This window comes from Sphingomonas sp. (assembly GCA_019635535.1).
GTDB lineage: Bacteria > Pseudomonadota > Alphaproteobacteria > Sphingomonadales > Sphingomonadaceae > Allosphingosinicella.
Genome location: JAHBZH010000001.1, coordinates 2,314,402 through 2,331,329 on the forward strand (window position 1 = coordinate 2,314,402; position 16,928 = coordinate 2,331,329).

Sequence of the window (16,928 nt, forward strand, 5' to 3'; positions counted from 1 at the left end):
CCCCCCGGAGAAACACCCTCCACCCTGACAACTTTGTCAACTTAACAGAGAGGGGAATCGCCGCGAGAGCAGGCGCTCCCGTCTATCCCTGGCGAGTTTTTTGAACCCTCAGGCAATGCGGTCGGCGTAAAGGAAATGGCCAGGACCGAGCCGGTCCATCACTTCCTGGAGGCTCCGGTGCGGAAAGGCGAAGCAGCCTTCGCTGCGGCCGAGCCGGCCCTGCTGGGCGACCACTTCGGGCTCGGCATACCAGGCGGTGTGGACGACGATCGCCCGCGCCTCGGCATTGTCGTTGGTGGGATCGAGCCCGCGCACCCGCATCGAACGACCGTAGCGGCCATGATAGTAATTGCCGATGATATAGGCGCCGTCGGAACTCGCCTCCGATCCGATCCGGTTGGAGAAATGCTGGAGCATGCCGGTATGCGACGGATCGGAGCCGCGCCCGTGCGACACGAAATGGCGGGTGACGGCGCCGGTATTGGTGTCGAGCAGGTAGAAGCGCGGCTCGCTGGAGAAGCGGGTGAAATCGGCGATGCCGACCACGTCGCCGTGCACGATCTGCGAACGGTGGCGGTCGAAGGCGGCGCGGGCGCGGGTGACGATGCGCGGATCGAGGCTGGGATCGACCATCACGCGCGGGCGGACGGCGGGGTCGATCGCCATGTCCGGCCGGCGCCGGTCGAGGTCGAGCGTGGCGGCGAGCAACGGCGAGCCGCCGAGCAGCGAGAGAGCGCCGGCCGCGGCGCCTGCCTCGATCATCTGCCGACGCGATAAAATCATTCACTCCCTCCCCGCACGGCTCCGGAAGCTATGGGGTTTTCCCTTTCCTCTCAATGAGTAGAATGGAAAGGTTCAACCGTCCGCCGCGACATCGCCGCGTTTCGCCGCATCCTGGCGCCCTACTGGTTAATGCTCTGTCCACCGCGGCGACGAAGCGTGGCCGAAGCGCGGCGAATGACTTTCGGGATGGGAATCAAGCGATTCGTCGGTGAAACGCGCGGCCGGCATCTTGCTCTTTGTTGTCGAAACAGTCATTTGCGAAGCCATGGTCCCGGCGCACGATCAGCAGGCCGCGCAGTCTTATTATGTCTATGTCGTGGACGACGACCGCGACGTGCGGCGTTCATTGAGCTTCATGCTCGGCACGTCGGACACGCGTTCCCACCCGTTCGGCTCCGGCGCCGATTTCCTCGACGCCCTGCCCGATCTCATTCCCGGCTGCGTCCTGCTCGATCTCAAGATGCCGCGCATGGACGGCTTCCAGGTGATGGCAGAGCTCGGCCGTCGCAATGTCGATTGGCCGGTGATCGTGATGACCGGCTATGGCGAGGTGCCGACCGCGGTACGCGCGATGAAGCAGGGTGCGGTCGATTTCATCGAGAAGCCCTTTTCGGAAGAAGCGCTGCTCGGTTGCCTGTCCACCGCCTTCGCCCTGCTCGACGAGCGCGAGACCGCGAGCCGCCGTCGCCGTGCCGCACGCGAGCGGGTAGATCAGCTCACGGCGCGCGAGACGGAGGTGCTGGAGGGGCTGCTCGCCGGCGAGTCGAACAAGCAGCTCGCCGAACGCCTCGGGATCAGCCTGCGCACGGTGGAGATGCACCGGGGCAATATGATGGACCGGCTCGCCGTCGCCAATCTCGCCGAGGCGCTGACCCTGGCGCTGGAGGCCGGAATGACCGCGGCGACGCCGGACCGGGTCGCCTGACCGGAAAGGGCAAGACAATGGCAAGCGAACAGGCCACGCTGGCGGGCGGCTGCTTCTGGTGCACCGAGGCGGTGTTCAAGGACGTGGTGGGCGTCGAGGCTGTCGAAAGCGGCTATATCGGCGGCCATGTCCCGAACCCGACCTACAAGCAGGTGTGCGGCGGCGACACCGGCCATGCCGAGGCGATCCGGCTGACCTACGATTCCGGTCAGGTCAGCTATGACGACCTGCTCGACATGTTTTTCGCCACTCACGATCCGACCCAGCTCAATCGGCAGGGCAACGATGTCGGCACCCAATATCGCTCCGCCATCTTCCCCCATTCACCCGAGCAGGAGGCCGCGGCCAAGGAGGCGATCGCCCGCGCCCAGCCGGACTGGCCCGCGCCGATCGTGACGACCATCGAACCGCTCGCCGGCTGGTATCCGGCGGAGGACTATCACCAGGATTATTGGGAGGGCGAAGGCCAGCGCAATCCCTATTGCCTCGCCGTCATCCCCCCCAAGCTCCGGAAGCTCCGCAAGAGCTTCGCCGAACGGCTGAAGACGCAGCCCGCCTGATCACTCCCCTTCGACCGGCGGCGCCTTGGCATCGGGCGACAGCGCGCGATAGGCCGCCCCGCCGATGATGCCGCCGACGATCGGCGCAACCCAGAAGACCCAGAGCTGCTCGAGCGCCCAGCCGCCCTGGATCAGCGCCGGCCCCGTGCTGCGCGCCGGATTGACCGAGGTGTTGGTGACCGGGATGCTGATCAGGTGGATGAGCGTCAGCGCCAGACCGATCGCGATCGGCGCGAAGCCCGCCGGCGCGCGGCCGTGCGTCGCCCCCATGATCACCAGCAGGAAGAAGAAGGTGAGCAGGATCTCGGCGATCCAGGCGGCGCGCATATCGAAGCCGCCCGGCGAATGCTCGCCATAGCCGTTCGCCGCCAGCCCGCTGTCGAGCGACCAGCCCGGCGCGCCGCTGGCGATCTGGTAGAGGACGAAGGCCGCGACGATCGCGCCGACGACCTGCGCGATCACATAGCCAGGTATCTCGCGCCCCGGGAAACGGCCGCCGGCCCACAGGCCGAAGGTCACCGCCGGGTTGAGATGGCAGCCGGAAATATGGCCGATCGCATAGGCCATGGTGAGCACGGTGAGGCCGAAGGCGAGCGACACGCCGAGCAGGCCGATGCCGACCTCCGGGAAGCCCGCCGCCAGCACGGCGCTGCCGCAGCCGCCGAAGACGAGCCAGAACGTGCCGAGAAATTCGGCCGACAGCTTTTGCCAGGTCTGCATGATTCCCCCTCCCATCCTTGTTCCGGGTGGGAGCAGGATAACATGTCCGGAACGATCCTACAGCCGGGCGTGATCGATCTTCGCATTCCGGTCCAACGGCCGGGAGCGGTCCGCCATCGGATATTTGAGGCCGATGGCGCAGTTGAACAGGACCACGCGCTCCCCCTCGCGGACCAGCCCCGCCGCCCGGGCGCGGATGCAGGCGGCCAGGGTCGCCGCGCCCTCGGGGCAGAGCAGCAGCCCCTCCCCCGCCGACGCCGCGCCGGCCGCGACGATCTCGTCGTCCGGCACGGCGATGGCGGCGCCGCCGCTCTCGCGCACCGCGCGCAGGATCAGGAAATCGCCCACCGCCTTGGGCACCCGGATGCCGGCCGCGATCGTGTGGGCGTCCTCCCAGCGCTCGGCATGTTCGACCCCGTCCTCGAACGCCTTGACGATCGGCGCGCAGCCCGCCGCCTGGACGGCGATCATGCGCGGCCGCTCCGGCCCGATCAGGCCGATCGCCTCCAGCTCGTCGAACGCCTTCCACATGCCGATGAGTCCAGTGCCGCCGCCGGTGGGATAGAAGATGACGTCCGGCAGCCGCCAGCCGAGCTGCGCGGCCAGCTCCAGCCCCATCGTCTTCTTGCCCTCGATCCGGTAGGGCTCCTTCAGCGTCGAGAAATCGAACCACTCGCCCCGCGCCGCGCCCTCGGCGACGATCGCCCCGCACTGGTCGATCAGGCCGTTCACGCGCCAGACCCGCGCGCCCTGCGCCGCGATCTCGCGCACGTTGATCTCCGGCGTGTCGTCCGGGCAGAGCACGACGGTCTCGATCCCGGCGCGGGTCGCGTAGGCGGCGAGCGCGGCGCCGGCATTGCCGTTGGTCGGCATCGCGATCTTCGTGACGCCGAGCGCCTTGGCCATCGACACCGCCATGACGAGGCCGCGCGCCTTGAACGAGCCAGTGGGCAACCGCCCCTCGTCCTTCACCAGCAATTCGTCGAGGCCGAGCCTTCGCGCGGCGCCACCGAGCGGCACCAGCGGCGTCTCCGCCTCGCCGAGACTGACGATATGCTCCGCGCGGTGCACTGGCAGCAGTTCGCGCCAGCGCCAGAGATCGGTCGGGCGGGACGCCAGCACCTCGCAGCTCAAGGCCCCCCGCACCCCGTCCAGATCGTAGCGGACCAGCAAGGGCCGCCCCGCCGACGACAGGCCGTGCAGCCGGTCCGCCTCGTAACGCTCGCCCGTCATCGAACATTCGAGATGGGTGACGAAGCTCGGCCGCGCGCCGGCGAGATTGGCGTTCCAGCTCATCGCGGTGCCGCCGCCCGCTGCAGCCGGTCGTTGATCGCCATGCCCAGTCCTTCCTCCGGCACCGGCGCAACGGCGATCGCCGCGCGGCCGCTGGCATCGGCCTCGTGCAGCGCCGCGAACAGCCGCGCCGCCGCCTCGACCAGATCGCCGGACCGGCTGAGGCTGGCGTCGCCCGCCACCGCGCCGAAGCCGATCAGCCACTCGCTCGGCCGCGCCTCGGCCGCGTCGAGCCGCAGCGGCTTGGCCGGCGCATAATGGCTGGCAAGCTGGCCGGGCGCCTCGATCCCGCCGTTCTGCGCGATCTCCAGGCCGAGATCGATCGGCCCCGGCCGCAGCAGACGCAATCGCCCATCCGTCACCGCCACAATCGTCGACTCGAGTCCGTGCGCGGTTGGCCCGGCATCGACGATCAGCGGGATGCGCCCGTCGAGGCTAGCCAGCACATGGGCGGCGCGGGTCGGGCTGATCCGGCCGCTGGCATTGGCCGAGGGTGCGGCGAGCGGGCGCCCCACCGCCGCCAGCAGATCGCGCATCGCCGGATGGGCGGGCATGCGTAGCGCGACGGTGGGCAGCCCCGCCGTCACCAGCGAGGCCACCGGCGCCCCTTCGCGCAGCGACAGGGCGAGAGTGAGCGGGCCGGGCCAGTAGCGCTCCGCCAATGCACGCGCCATGTCATCGAATTCTGCGATTTCAGCGGCTTGCGCCACATCCCTGACATGGACGATCAGCGGATTGAAGCTCGGCCGCCCCTTGGCCGCGTAGATGCGCGCGACCGCTTCGCCCGATCCGGCGTCTGCGGCGAGGCCGTAGACCGTCTCGGTCGGCACGGCGACGGGCTGCCCGTCGCGGATCAGCCGCGCGGCCTCGGCGATCGCGGCCGCGTCATAGGGCATCACGCGGGTGTTTTGCGCGCTCATGGCGCCGCGCTATAGCCGGCGGGACCATCGCGCAACCGCGGAGCCGAGATGACTTACACGCCGCCCGTCAAAGACCAGAAATTCCTGCTCGATCATATCGTCGGTATCGCCGATCTCGTCGAGGACAACGACCTTGTCGGCGCGATCGTCGAGGGCGCCGGGGCCTTCGCGGCGGGCGAGTTCGCGCCGCTCAACCGGATCGGCGACGAGGTCGGCGCCAAATGGTCGGAAGAGAGCGTGACGCTGCCGGCAGGGTTTCGCGAGGCCTATCGCGCCTATGTCGAGGGCGGCTGGGGCACCCTGGCGGGCCCCGAGGAGCATGGCGGCCAGGGCCTGCCGCTCTGCCTCGCCACCGTCGTCATGGAGGATCTCGGCTCGGCCAATATGGGCTTCTCGCTGGTGATGATGCTCACCCCCGGCGCGGTCGAGGCGCTGAAGCATCATGGTTCGCCGGAGCTTCAGGCCGAGTGGCTCCCAAAGCTCATCACCGGCGAATGGACCGGCACGATGAACCTCACCGAGCCGCAGGCCGGCTCCGACGTCGGCGCGCTCAAGACCCGCGCCGTCCCGAATGGCGACGGCAGCTACAGGATCACCGGCCAGAAGATCTTCATCACCTTCGGCGAGCACGACCTGGCCGACAATATCGTCCATCTCGTCCTCGCCCGCCTGCCGGACGCGCCGGCGGGGACGCGCGGCATCTCGCTCTTCCTGGTGCCGAAAATCCTCTCCGACGGGACGAGGAACGACCTCAGATGCGTGTCGATCGAGCACAAGATGGGCATCCACGCCTCCCCCACCTGCGTCATGGCCTATGGCGATCTTGGGGGCGCGACCGGCTGGCTGATCGGCGCGGAGAACAAGGGCATGGCGGCGATGTTCACGATGATGAACAACGCCCGGCTCAATGTCGGCCTGCAGGGCGTGTCGATCGCCGAGCGGGCGACGCAGCAGGCCGTCGCCTATGCCCGCGAGCGCGTGCAGGGCAGCCGCGAGGGCCGGCCGGCGCGGATCATCGAATTTCCGGACGTGCGCCGGATGTTGCTCAGGATGAAGGCGCTGACCCAGGCGGCGCGGGCGCTGGCCTATTACACCGCCGGGCAGACCGACCGGGCCGGGCGCGGCGACGCGGCGGCGCGGGCCCGCGCCGACCTGCTGACCCCGCTGGTGAAGGCTTACGGCACCGATATCGGCTGCGAGGTGACGAGCCTCGGCGTCCAGGTTCATGGCGGCATGGGCTATATCGAGGAGACCGGCGCCGCCCAGCATTACCGCGACGCCCGTATCTCCCCGATCTACGAAGGCACGAACGGCATCCAGGCGGCCGATCTGGTCGGGCGCAAGCTGGGACTGGAGGGCGGCGCGGTGCTGGCGGCGCTGATCGCGGACATTCGCGCCGACGCGGCGGGCGAAGCCGCGTTGCTGGCGTTGGCGGACGATTGCGAGACGGTGACGCAGAGCCTGCTGGGAGCGGAGCCGGACGACCGGCTGGCCGCGTCCTATCCCTTCCTCACCATGCTTTCGGTCGCGACCTGCGGCTGGCTCATGACGCGCCAGCTCGCCGCGCTCGCCGGTCATCAGGGCGACCCGACTTTCGCCGCGATGAAGCGGGCATCGGCGCGCTTCTTCCTCGACCAGATCGTGCCGGAAGCGCGCGGGCTGCTGGCGGCGGCGACCGCGCCCGCCGACATGCTCTACGCGGCGGACGAGGAGGCGTTCGCGGCCTGACGGTAAGGGGTTAGACCCGCCGCGCCAGCTTGTGCGGGCGCTGCCCCACTGTGCGCCAGATGCGCGGGCCCTGATCGACTCGGAAGGCACCCATCCGCTCGCTTTCGGCCTGCAATTCGCGGCCGACGATGTAGGAGCGCGAGGTCTGGCCGGTGCGGCCGTCATCGCAATCGTAGAGTGCGTTGACCGCGATCACCGGGATGAACAGCATCCGGTCGTCCAGGCGGAGCGCCCGCATCTGATCGCGCGGCATGCCGACCTCACCGCGAATCACGCCGCTCTGCCCGGGCGCGATCGTCGGCAGATTGAGCCGCGTCGTTTCGCGTCCGGCGGTGCGGAAGAAAGCGCCGATCTCCTTGTCCTGCTGCTCCGAGCCGTTGAACATCTTGACGTCGATCCGCAGATTCTTCGCCGGGCTCTTGCCGCTGTTGCGGATCTCCAGCTCGAAATTGACACTGGCTTCGGCGTCGGTAAACGCGGCGCGCTCGGTCCTGATCTCCAGCTCCAGCCAGGGCCGCATGCCGGGTTCCGGGCGCGGCTTCGAGGACGCCGGCGCGGCGGCGGCGGGACTGGTGGCACCATCCTCGGCCTCCGGCCGCTCCTCCTGCCCGGCCAGCCGGCGGCGCAGCAGCGCGGCGCCGAGCAATGCGAGCAGCAAGGCGGGCAAAACGTAGAGCCACGGGAAAGCGCCGCTTTCCTCGACAACCGGCGCGTCCTCGGTCGCGCCAGCCTCGTTCTCGTCGGGCGCCTGCATCGGCGGCGACGCCTGCGGCAGCATCGCATCCGGAGAAGACGCGTCAAACGGAGATGGCGCGAGCTCGGCCTGGATCGGCGCAGCGGGCGCCGGCCGGAGAGTTTCCGACGTCGTCGGGCGCGGCTGTGCTGGCACCGGGCGCGACGACTGCTCGGGCGGCACGACATCAGATGACTGGGCGGCCGGAAGCGGCGGAGCGATCCGGACGAGGGGCGGCGTCTGGGGTTGTTGCGACTGCGGCTGGGCCTCCGGCGCAGGCGGCGCGACGATGCGGTTGTTGGGTTCGAGCGAGAAATCGCGCAATTGCGGCGGTCCGATCGTATTGCCGTCACTCTCCTGCGCCCATGCCGCCCCCGCGCCGCACAGCGCGGCGCAGATACCGGCGATGGACAGGCTCCGCTTGATCTTCACCATTGAATCCGTTCGAAATCCCACCCTCGCGCGGCCATTGCGGCCGCAAGCCGCTCACATAAGCGCGTCGGCAGCGGATTTTAACGACGTATCAAGGCCATGCGCCGAACGGTCGCCCCTGTGCGGCAAAAGGGTCACACCTTTACCGTGTCAGTGAACGCCCCCCGCATGCGCCATGGCCGCGCCGCCTCGGACGCGGACGCATTGCGCGATCGACTGGCCCGCCTCCTCGACATTGGCGGCGTCGCTGACCTGCGCCAGCGACGCATGCTCGCCGCGCAATGACCAGGCGAGCGGCTGTTCGCCCGTGCCGACATAGCGCAGGCCATAGAGCGTCGGCGCCGCGCTCAGCTCGGCGGTCTGCCCGTCATAGCTGAGCCGCACCCTGGCATGCAGATAATCGCCGCCATGCTCGTAGATCGCCTGTACTTGGCGCCCGTCTTCGCAGGCATAGGGGATCAAGGCGGGCCCGGATTTGACCCGGCCGCCGCCGCCGGCGAAGCCGGACAGCATCAAAACGGCACCGACCAAAGCCGCGACGGCAAGAGGAGAAGATCGTTTCATCGCGCGCCTCCACGCAGAAGCGCGGTCATGGTGCGCGCGACGCCGCGCGAAATCAAGCGTCGGGGATGGTGAGCGGGCCCTTCGGCGGCGCATCGACCGGCGTTGCCGTCAGACTGGAAATCAGGCTGTGCCCGCCGGTCAGCGCGAGCAGGCCGGCCGCGAACGAGCAGAAAAAGGCGCGCAATGGCGTCATCGACGTGTCGCGCGCGGGCTCAGACCAGCGCGCGCTCGACCAGGTCCTCGGCGTCGAGGCCCAGCATCCGCATGTGCGAGACGATTCGCGGCCAGCGATTTTCCAGGAAGTCCTTGCGCTCGGCGGTCCGCAGCCGCTCCGCCGCGCCCTTCGCCACGAACATGCCCACGCCGCGCTTCACGACCACCAGCCCTTCCTCCTGGAAGCTCTGATAGGCCTTGGCCACGGTGAGCGGATTGGCGCCGAAATCGGCGGCAAGGCTGCGCACCGAGGGCAGCGCATCGCCTTCGCCGACCCGACCCTCGAGGATCATCGCCGCGATGCGATCGCGCAGGCGGAGATAGACGGGACGATCATCGTTCATGCCGTCATATGATACTAATACACCGGCAAGGTCAAGGGTGGAATCCGGCTGTGACGGGAATTATTCGGCCCGTTTTCCCCATTCCGAGACGATTTCGCCATATTCCGGGCGGATGCGCTCCTCCAGCTCGACGCCGGAAGTGCCGATGAAGACGAAACCGGCGATTCGCTCGCCGGGCCGACCCCCGAGCGAATGCAGAACCGCGTCAGAATATGCTGCCCAGCCGGTCACCCAGCCGGCCGCATAGCCCAACGCATGGGCGGCGAGCATCAGGTTCATGCAGGCAGCGCCGCAGGACAGCTCCTGCTCCCAGACGGGAATCTTGTGACCCTGCACCGGCGCCGAGAGCGCGACGATCAGCTCCGGCGCCTGCTGGGCGAAGCGATGGACCGCCTCGATCTCGAGCCGCCCCGGATCGGGATTCACCGTGCGATAGGCCGCCTCCAGCATCGCCGCGAACTCGGCGCGCCGCTCCGCCGGGACATGGACGAACCGCCAGGGCGCGAGCTTGCCATGGTCCGGCGTGCGCATGGCGATGGCGAGGATGCGGCGCAGTTCCTCCGCGTCCGGTCCCGGCGCGACCAGATCGCGCGGGCGGGCGGAACGGCGGGTTTCGAGGAAGCGGAGTGCGGAGGAGCGATCGTTGAGCATGGAGCGGCGCTACCAGCCGCCGCGCTGGGCAACAATCCCGCTTCACAAGCGCAAAACACCCGCTAGTCTGCGCGCCACTCAACGGCCGCCCCAGACGGCCGAACCATGAATCCCCAGGGAGCTTCGCCAGATGGCCACCAACCCCGATTACGCCGCCGAGGAATCGCGCACGATTCTCGGCCATCCCCGCGGCCTGTTCGTCCTCTTCTTCGCCGAAATGTGGGAGCGCTTCTCCTATTACGGCATGCGGGCGCTGCTGATCTTCTACCTCGTCCAGCACTGGATGTATTCGGACGAACGCGCCTCGGTCATCTACGGCGCCTATACCGCCCTCGTTTACATCACGCCGGTGCTCGGCGGCTATCTGGCGGACCGCTATCTGGGGCAGCGAAAGGCGGTGCTGTTCGGCGCCATATTGCTCACCTTCGGCCACTTCCTGATGGCGTTCGAGGGCGACGACACGCTGGGCGCCGACAACCCGGCGATCAACATCTTCTGGCTCGCCCTCGCCTTCATCATCGTCGGCTCGGGCTTCCTCAAAGCCAATATCTCGGTGATGGTCGGGCAGCTCTATCCGCGCACCGACGTACGCCGCGACGGCGCCTATACGATCTTCTACATGGGCATCAATCTGGGCGCGGCGCTGGGCGCGATCATCGCCGGCTATCTCGGCCAGACCTATGGCTGGAGCTACGGTTTCGGCGCGGCCGGCATCGGCATGTTGCTCGGCCTCATCGTCTTCATCTGGGGCAAGCCGCTGCTGATGGGCAGGGGCGAATCCCAGGTCCCCGAAAAGCTCGCATCCACCGTTGCGGGGGTGAAGTTCGAATGGCTGCTCTACGGCCTCGGCATCGCGGCGGTCGGCGGCATCTGGCTGCTGATTCAGTATCAGAGCCTGATCGGATGGCTGCTCGCCCTGTTCGGCGTCGTGCTCTTCGTCTCGGTGATCTATTATTCGATGTTCGTCCTCGCCGGCGGGCGCTGGACGCTCGACAGCTTCGTCAAAGTCATGACCTTCGCGTTCGGCGCACTGATGTTCGTCGCCTTCTTCCTCCATGCGAGCGGCAGCCTGCTGGTGCCGGCCTTGCTGGAGACGACCTCGCGCGAAATCGCGATCGGCAACTTCACCATGCCGATCTACGGCATTGCCGCCGCCGTCGGCGCGTTCGGCATTTTGGGGATCATGATCGCGCAGGTCATGACGGTCGAAGGCCAGGACCGCGACCGCATCTTCGCGGCGATGTTCCTGATCTTCGGCTCCATCCTGTTCTGGGCGCTGTTCGAACAGGCGGGTTCGTCGCTCAACCTGTTCACCGACCGGCATGTGGACCGCGTCATGCTCGGCATCGACGTTCCCGCGGCGGTGTTCCAGTCGATCAACGCCATCTACATCGTGCTGCTGGCGCCGTTGTTCGCGATGCTGTGGATCGGGCTCGGGCGGCGCGGACTCGAACCGTCCGCGCCCGCCAAGTTCGGCCTGGGCATGATCCAGCTCGGCGCGGGCTTCCTGGTGCTGGTGGCCGGCGCCTATGCGTACGGGCTGGGCGTGCCCACCCCGATCATCTTCATCTTCCTCATCTACCTGCTGCACACCACCGGCGAGCTCTGCCTGTCGCCGGTCGGCCTCAGCGCGATGAACCGGCTGGCGCCGTCGCACATGGCGTCGATCATCATGGGCACCTGGTTCTTCGCCTCGGCGACCGGCAATTTCGTCGCGGGCCTGATCGCGGCGGCGACCGGCGCGGAGGGGCTTGAGAACGAGGCGGCCGGCAAGGAGATCGTGCTGAGCGTCTATTCGACGGTCGGCTGGGTCGCGATCGGCGTCGGCGTCGGCGTGTTCCTGATCTCGCCGATCATCAAGAAGCTGATGCACCTCGACACGCTGAAGGACGACGACCTCGCCGGCACGGCGGAGCTGGCCGAACCTGCCGCGCCGGGCATGCATCCGGGCACCCAGCCCAACGTGCCGGGAGGCGGCCTGTGAGGGGCGCGGGCTTCGCCGCGCTCGCCGTCTCCGCCCTGCTCGCCACCGCCTGCTCTCCGAGCCGGCCGGAGCCGCGCAGCGCATCGGCGACCACCCCTGCCCCGGATCGCCGGGCGGCGATGGAGGATCCCTATCCCTCCACCTACCGCCCCTATCCGGGCGTCACGACGGCGATCGTCAATGCGACGATCTTCGACGGCGAAGGCGGTCGGATCGAGGGCGGCACGATCGTGCTGGCGAACGGCATCATCCAGGCGGTCGGCGGGGCGGACACGCCAATTCCCGAAGGCGCGATGCGGATCGACGGCGCCGGCCGCTGGGTGACGCCCGGCGTGATCGACGTGCACAGCCATCTGGGCGATTATCCGAGCCCCGGCGTTGAGGCGCACAGCGACGGCAACGAAGTGACCGGTCCGGTGCGCCCGGAAGTGTGGGCCGAACACAGCGTCTGGCCGCAGGATCCCGGTTTCTCCCGCGCGCTCGCCAATGGCGGCGTGACGACGCTGCAAATCCTGCCCGGCTCCGCCAATCTCTTCGGCGGCCGGGGCGTGACGCTGCGCAACGTGCCGGCCCGCACGATGCAGGCGATGCGCTTCCCCGGCGCGCCGCGCGGTCTCAAAATGGCCTGCGGCGAGAATCCCAAGCGCGTCTATGGCGGCCGCAACCAGATGCCGCAGACCCGGATGGGCAATGTCGCGCTGATGCGACAGACTTGGCAGCGCGCCGCCGAATATCGCGACCGCCGCGCGCGAGATCCCAGCACGGCCCGCGATTTCGCGCTGGAGACGCTGGCCGGGGTGCTGGACGGCGAGATCCTCGTCCACAATCATTGCTACCGCGCCGACGAGATGGCGATCATGCTCGACATGGGCCGCGAGTTCGGCTTCGAGATCGCCAGCTTCCACCACGCGGTGGAGGCCTACAAGATTCCGGATCTGCTGCGCGGTGCCAACACCTGCGCCGCGATGTGGGCGGATTGGTGGGGCTTCAAGATGGAAGCCTATGATGCGATCAACGAAAATATCCCGCTGGTCCACAATGCCGGTGCCTGCGCGATCGTCCATTCGGACGATGCCAACGGCATTCAGCGACTGAACCAGGAAGCGGCCAAGGCGCTCGCCGACGGACGCCGCATGGGCATCGACATCTCCGACGAGGTCGCCTGGACCTGGCTGGCGATCAATCCGGCCCGTGCGCTCGGCATCGCGGAGGAGACCGGGTCGCTGCGCGTCGGCAAGCGCGCAGACGTCGTCTTGTGGAACGGCCATCCGTTCAGCGCCTATACCCGCCCGCAGCAGGTGTGGATCGACGGTGCCCTGCTCTACGACATGAATAATGCGAGGCTGCGTCCGGTAAGCGATTTCGAGCTCGGCCAGCCCGGCGAGGGAGACGTGAAATGAGGAGGCTGTCGCTGGTCCTGGCGGGCATCGTCGCCCTTTCCGCCGCGCCCGCTTCGGCGCAGACCGTCGCGATCACTGGCGGCCGCGTCGTCATTGGCGACGGCAGTGCCCCGATCGACGGCGGCACCGTCGTCATCCGCGACGGCCGTGTCGTGGCCGCCGGCCGTAACGTGGCCGTGCCGGCGGGCGCGACCATGGTCGATGCGACCGGCAAATGGGTGACACCCGGCATCGTCGCCGGCTTCTCTCGCGTCGGTCTGGTCGAGGTCGATGCCGTGTCCGGCACCAACGATGTGCGCGCGAACAACACGCCGTTCAACGCCGCGATCGACGTCGCCCCAGCGATCAATTCGCAGACCACCGCGATCCAGGTCAGCCGCGCCGCCGGCATCACCCGCGCCGTCGTCGCACCGGGAACGAGCCGCAGCATTTTTGCCGGCCAGGGCGCGATCATCGACATGGGCGGCGACATGGAGCCGATCACCCGGCCGCGCGCCTTCCAATTCATCGAGCTGGGCGAAACCGGCGCGCGCGACGCGGGCGGCAGCCGCCCGGCCGCGCATGTGCTGCTGCGCAACGCGCTCCGGGAAGCGCGCGACCTGCGCCCCGGCGCGGCACGGGCCGGTTCGGGGGCCAACAATCCACTCATCCAGTCTGATGTGCGTCGTTCTGAGGATGTGCTGCTCACCCGCTTCGATGCGGCGGCCCTGGTGCCGGTGCTGCAAGGAAGCCAACTGCTGCTCGTCCATGTCGAAAGCGCGAACGACATCCTTCAGACGTTGGCGCTCCGGCAGGAATTCCCGAATCTGCGGATCGTGCTCGTCGGCGCCACCGAAGGTTGGCGCGTCGCCGATCGGATCGCGGCCGCGCGCGTGCCGGTGATCGCCAATGCGCTCAACGATCTGCCCGCGACTTTCGAACAACTCGCCGCCACCCAGTCCAATGTCGGGCGGATGCGCGCGGCGGGCGTCGAGGTCGCGCTCGGCATGATCAACGACGACGAATCGCGTCAGGTTCGCGTGCTGACCCAATATGCCGGCAATCTCGTCGGCATCGGCCAGGTGCCGGGTCATACCGGCCTCAGCTGGGACGAGGCATTCGCCTCGATCAGCGCGCGGCCCGCCGCCGCGATGGGACTGGACGGCGAGATCGGCTCGCTCCGCCCCGGTCGTCGTGCCGACGTCGTGCTGTGGGACGGTGACCCTCTGGAGCTGGCCAGCGGCGTGGAGGCGGTCTGGATCGACGGCGTCCAGCAGGACCTGACCAATCGGCAGACCCGCCTGCGCGACCGCTACCGCCAGCCGCAGGAGGGCGCGCTGCCGCACGCCTACAACCCCAGGTGAGGGCCGAAATGAGGCTGCAGCGGACATGAGCCCGGTCGTCAGCCTCGCGCTGGCGACTCTCGCCTTCGTCGGTACGCATTTGGCGATGTCGCATCCCTTTCGGGCGGCCTTGGTCGCCCGGCTGGGGGCGCGCGGCTTTCTCGGCGCCTATTCGCTGGTTTCGGCGCTCACTTTGGGCTGGATGATCCTCGCCTGGTGGCAGACGGCGGGCCCTTCTCCGCTCTGGGTGGCGCCACTCTGGTGGTGGCCGTTCGCGTCCGCCCTGATGCTGGTCGCCAGCATCCTCCTTGTCGGTTCACTGATCCGCAATCCGGCCTTCCCGGAAGCCGGCAACAAGGGGACGATCGGGCCCGCGCGCGGCGTCTTCGCGATCACCCGCCATCCGATGAATTCCAGCTTCATCCTGTGGGCCTTGGTCCACATCTCGCTTTCGGGCAGCGCGCGCAACCTGATCGTCGCCGGCGGCATTCTCATCCTCGCGCTCGCCGGCTCACTCGGCCAGGACGCCAAGAAGGCGCGCCTCATCGGCGGATCCTGGCGCGACTGGCAGGCGCGCACCTCCTTCATGCCTTTCGCGGCATTGCTCGACGGCCGCACCACATGGCGCGCGGCCTTTCCTGGCTGGTTCGCATTGATCGGCGGAACGATCTTCTGGGCGCTGTTGACGTCCTGGCACGCGCCGCTCGTCTCGCCGCTGGGCGATTTGCTGAGCCGATAAGCGTTCTTAGGCGGCGTCGGAGAGAGACGATCCACGGCGCGCGGCGGCCAGATAGGCCTCCAGCTTCTCCGGCGCGAGCGCATGCGCATAGAGATGACCCTGAACGGCATCGCAGCCCGCTTCGAGCGCGATCTGCTCCTCTTCGGCGCAGGACACGCCTTCGGCCACGACCTCGAGATTCATCGCATGGCCGAGCGTGACGGCGGCGCGAATGATGGCGACGCTCTGGTCGCGCGCGGCAATGTCGATGAAGGAGCGGTCGAGCTTGATCTTGTCGACCGGGAAGCGACGCAGACACGAGAGCGAGGAATAGCCGGTGCCGAAATCGTCGAGCACGATGCGGAAGCCGTCGCGGCGCAGCTCCTCGATGGCATGGGCGCACAGGGAGCCATGCTCGATGAAAAGCCCTTCGGTGATCTCAAGCTCGAGCTGCTCGAACGGCACTTCATGCTCGCCGGCGATGCGGCGCAAGGTCGCGGGGAAATCGGCGTTGCGGAACTGCATCGGCGACAGATTGACGGCGACGGCCAGGTCCGGCCAGCGCCGCGCCACTTTGCAGGCCTCACGAAATGCCATCAGGCCAAGCTGGTCGATCACGCCACATTCCTCGGCGATCGGCACGATGTCCATCGGCGCCACCTGGCCGAGCGTCGGATGGTCCCAGCGCAGCAGGCCTTCGGCGCCGATGACCTGGCCGCGATTGCCGATGATCGGCTGGAAATGCAGCTGGAGCGCATCGGGTTCGGCGAGCTCCGCGCGCAGGCTGAGTTCGATCTGGTCGCGGCGCTGCACGTCGGCATCCATCGCTTCGGTGAAGATACGGAAACAGTCGCGCCCTGCCGCCTTGGCCCGGTACATGGTGATGTCGGCCTTGCGCAGCAGCTCGGAAGCCTCGGCCACTTCCTTGCTGGCGAAGACCGCGCCGATCGAGACGCCGACCCGCGCTTCGCGGTCACCGATGCTGAAGGGCTGGCGGATGACCCCGATAATCCGTTCGCACAGCCGGCGCACATCGGCTTCGCCCTTGGGGCTGACCTGGACGATGGCGAACTCGTCGCCGCCGATCCGCGCCACCGTATCGGTTTCGCGCACGAGCGCGCGCAACCGCTCGCCGACCTCGACGACCAGCGAGTCGCCGGCATTGTGGCCGAGCGTGTCGTTGACCTGCTTGAAGCGATCGAGATCGAGCATGAGCAGCGCGACATGTTCGCCGGCGCGGCGATAGCGGGTCAGCGCCTGGGAAAGGCGGTCCTCGAGCAGCGCGCGGTTGGCGAGGCCGGTAAGCTGATCATGCAGCGCCTGATGCTGCGCGATCGCCTGGCGCTCTTCAAGCTCGCTCACCAGATCGACGATCGAGCGATACAGGAACGACATGACGAGGATGACCGCGACAGCGGACGTGAGTACGATCGGCCAGATAGTCGTGAACAGATCGAGGCGGGACGTCGCGCTGTCCCGGATGATGCTGATCGTGGCGAAGTTGGTCAGGACGAGCGTCGCCACCGCTGCCGATACGATCGGCGGGCCGACCTTTCGTGAATACCCCACCCGATGCTCTCCCGCGAGAAGCGTCCCCGATAGCCGATCAAGGGTTAACAAATCGCTCAGAGATACCCT

The 16,928-nt window shown here is 68.1% G+C and carries 17 protein-coding genes; 7 read left to right on the forward strand and 10 right to left on the reverse strand.

What is annotated here, in order from left to right; all coding sequences use genetic code 11:
• Positions 1–108: 108 nt before the first annotated feature.
• A complete protein-coding gene (locus KF780_11940; protein MBX3562509.1) occupies positions 109–783 on the reverse strand; it encodes a murein L,D-transpeptidase catalytic domain family protein in 675 nt (224 codons plus the stop codon).
• Between the two features lie 265 nt (positions 784–1,048).
• Here KF780_11940 and KF780_11945 point away from each other — a divergent pair, with 265 nt between their 5' ends.
• Together KF780_11945 and msrA are read left to right on the forward strand one after the other, a co-directional pair.
• On the forward strand, positions 1,049–1,708 hold the full coding sequence (locus tag KF780_11945) for a response regulator transcription factor (protein ID MBX3562510.1): 660 nt from the start codon (positions 1,049–1,051) through the stop codon (positions 1,706–1,708).
• Positions 1,709–1,725: 17 nt separating this feature from the next.
• Positions 1,726–2,268 (forward strand): peptide-methionine (S)-S-oxide reductase MsrA, encoded by a 543-nt coding sequence (msrA, locus tag KF780_11950; GenBank protein ID MBX3562511.1) that lies wholly within the window; start codon positions 1,726–1,728, stop codon positions 2,266–2,268.
• Here msrA and aqpZ read toward each other — a convergent pair whose 3' ends face one another.
• The 3 genes from aqpZ to KF780_11965 are packed head-to-tail and all read right to left on the reverse strand — an operon-like array spanning position 2,269 to position 5,201.
• On the reverse strand, positions 2,269–3,003 hold the full coding sequence (gene aqpZ / locus KF780_11955; GenBank protein MBX3562512.1) for an aquaporin Z: 735 nt from the start codon (positions 3,001–3,003) through the stop codon (positions 2,269–2,271).
• 42 nt (positions 3,004–3,045) lie between these two features.
• Complete coding sequence (locus KF780_11960; GenBank protein ID MBX3562513.1) at positions 3,046–4,284, reverse strand: threonine synthase; 1,239 nt, start codon at positions 4,282–4,284, stop codon at positions 3,046–3,048.
• Positions 4,281–5,201, reverse strand: coding sequence for a threonylcarbamoyl-AMP synthase (locus tag KF780_11965; GenBank protein ID MBX3562514.1), 921 nt, complete (start codon positions 5,199–5,201; stop codon positions 4,281–4,283). The genes KF780_11960 and KF780_11965 overlap by 4 nt, the downstream gene beginning before the upstream one ends.
• Before the next feature lie 48 nt (positions 5,202–5,249).
• Between KF780_11965 and KF780_11970 the strand changes: the two genes are divergently transcribed.
• The gene (locus KF780_11970; protein MBX3562515.1) at positions 5,250–6,929 is read left to right on the forward strand and encodes an acyl-CoA dehydrogenase; all 1,680 of its coding nucleotides are present in this window, start codon (positions 5,250–5,252) and stop codon (positions 6,927–6,929) included.
• A gap of 10 nt (positions 6,930–6,939) precedes the next feature.
• Here the strand turns inward: KF780_11970 and KF780_11975 are convergent, their stop codons facing one another.
• From KF780_11975 to KF780_11995, 5 genes are all read right to left on the reverse strand, one after another.
• Positions 6,940–8,097: a hypothetical protein gene (locus KF780_11975; GenBank protein ID MBX3562516.1), complete on the reverse strand. Its 1,158-nt coding sequence runs from the start codon at positions 8,095–8,097 to the stop codon at positions 6,940–6,942.
• Positions 8,098–8,244: 147 nt separating this feature from the next.
• Complete coding sequence (locus KF780_11980; protein ID MBX3562517.1) at positions 8,245–8,658, reverse strand: MliC family protein; 414 nt, start codon at positions 8,656–8,658, stop codon at positions 8,245–8,247.
• Between the two features lie 52 nt (positions 8,659–8,710).
• Positions 8,711–8,851: a hypothetical protein gene (locus KF780_11985; protein MBX3562518.1), complete on the reverse strand. Its 141-nt coding sequence runs from the start codon at positions 8,849–8,851 to the stop codon at positions 8,711–8,713.
• Positions 8,852–8,870: 19 nt separating this feature from the next.
• A complete protein-coding gene (locus KF780_11990; GenBank protein ID MBX3562519.1) occupies positions 8,871–9,215 on the reverse strand; it encodes a GntR family transcriptional regulator in 345 nt (114 codons plus the stop codon).
• Between the two features lie 60 nt (positions 9,216–9,275).
• Positions 9,276–9,866 carry a nitroreductase gene (locus KF780_11995; protein MBX3562520.1) on the reverse strand — a complete coding sequence of 197 codons (591 nt, stop codon included), beginning with the start codon at positions 9,864–9,866 and terminating at the stop codon, positions 9,276–9,278.
• Between the two features lie 130 nt (positions 9,867–9,996).
• Here KF780_11995 and KF780_12000 point away from each other — a divergent pair, with 130 nt between their 5' ends.
• The 4 genes from KF780_12000 to KF780_12015 all read left to right on the forward strand — a co-directional run bounded on the left by KF780_12000 (position 9,997) and on the right by KF780_12015 (position 15,311).
• A complete protein-coding gene (locus tag KF780_12000; GenBank protein MBX3562521.1) occupies positions 9,997–11,850 on the forward strand; it encodes a peptide MFS transporter in 1,854 nt (617 codons plus the stop codon).
• A gap of 119 nt (positions 11,851–11,969) precedes the next feature.
• Entirely contained in the window at positions 11,970–13,250 is a 1,281-nt protein-coding gene (locus KF780_12005; GenBank protein MBX3562522.1) for an amidohydrolase, read from the forward strand.
• A complete protein-coding gene (locus tag KF780_12010) occupies positions 13,247–14,593 on the forward strand; it encodes an amidohydrolase family protein (protein ID MBX3562523.1) in 1,347 nt (448 codons plus the stop codon). Before KF780_12005 ends, KF780_12010 begins: the two co-directional genes overlap by 4 nt.
• A 25-nt stretch (positions 14,594–14,618) precedes the next feature.
• Positions 14,619–15,311, forward strand: a complete 693-nt coding sequence (locus tag KF780_12015) for an MFS transporter (protein MBX3562524.1) — start codon at positions 14,619–14,621, stop codon at positions 15,309–15,311.
• A 6-nt stretch (positions 15,312–15,317) separates the two neighbouring features.
• On the opposite strand, the gene KF780_12020 is transcribed toward KF780_12015, so the two are convergent.
• Positions 15,318–16,859, reverse strand: a complete 1,542-nt coding sequence (locus tag KF780_12020; protein MBX3562525.1) for an EAL domain-containing protein — start codon at positions 16,857–16,859, stop codon at positions 15,318–15,320.
• Positions 16,860–16,928: the final 69 nt, after the last annotated feature.

Coding starts and splice junctions, on each gene's coding strand:
- KF780_11990 (MBX3562519.1), bottom strand. CDS start 9,215: ATGAACGATGATCGTCCCGTCTATCTCCGCCTGCGCGATCGCATCGCG.
- KF780_11975 (MBX3562516.1), bottom strand. CDS start 8,097: ATGGTGAAGATCAAGCGGAGCCTGTCCATCGCCGGTATCTGCGCCGCG.
- KF780_12000 (MBX3562521.1), top strand. CDS start 9,997: ATGGCCACCAACCCCGATTACGCCGCCGAGGAATCGCGCACGATTCTC.
- KF780_11970 (MBX3562515.1), top strand. CDS start 5,250: ATGACTTACACGCCGCCCGTCAAAGACCAGAAATTCCTGCTCGATCAT.
- KF780_12015 (MBX3562524.1), top strand. CDS start 14,619: ATGAGCCCGGTCGTCAGCCTCGCGCTGGCGACTCTCGCCTTCGTCGGT.
- KF780_11995 (MBX3562520.1), bottom strand. CDS start 9,866: ATGCTCAACGATCGCTCCTCCGCACTCCGCTTCCTCGAAACCCGCCGT.
- msrA (MBX3562511.1), top strand. CDS start 1,726: ATGGCAAGCGAACAGGCCACGCTGGCGGGCGGCTGCTTCTGGTGCACC.
- KF780_12005 (MBX3562522.1), top strand. CDS start 11,970: ATGGAGGATCCCTATCCCTCCACCTACCGCCCCTATCCGGGCGTCACG.
- KF780_11965 (MBX3562514.1), bottom strand. CDS start 5,201: ATGAGCGCGCAAAACACCCGCGTGATGCCCTATGACGCGGCCGCGATC.
- KF780_11940 (MBX3562509.1), bottom strand. CDS start 783: ATGATTTTATCGCGTCGGCAGATGATCGAGGCAGGCGCCGCGGCCGGC.
- KF780_11985 (MBX3562518.1), bottom strand. CDS start 8,851: ATGACGCCATTGCGCGCCTTTTTCTGCTCGTTCGCGGCCGGCCTGCTC.
- KF780_11945 (MBX3562510.1), top strand. CDS start 1,049: ATGGTCCCGGCGCACGATCAGCAGGCCGCGCAGTCTTATTATGTCTAT.
- KF780_11960 (MBX3562513.1), bottom strand. CDS start 4,284: ATGAGCTGGAACGCCAATCTCGCCGGCGCGCGGCCGAGCTTCGTCACC.
- KF780_12010 (MBX3562523.1), top strand. CDS start 13,247: ATGAGGAGGCTGTCGCTGGTCCTGGCGGGCATCGTCGCCCTTTCCGCC.
- aqpZ (MBX3562512.1), bottom strand. CDS start 3,003: ATGGGAGGGGGAATCATGCAGACCTGGCAAAAGCTGTCGGCCGAATTT.
- KF780_11980 (MBX3562517.1), bottom strand. CDS start 8,658: ATGAAACGATCTTCTCCTCTTGCCGTCGCGGCTTTGGTCGGTGCCGTT.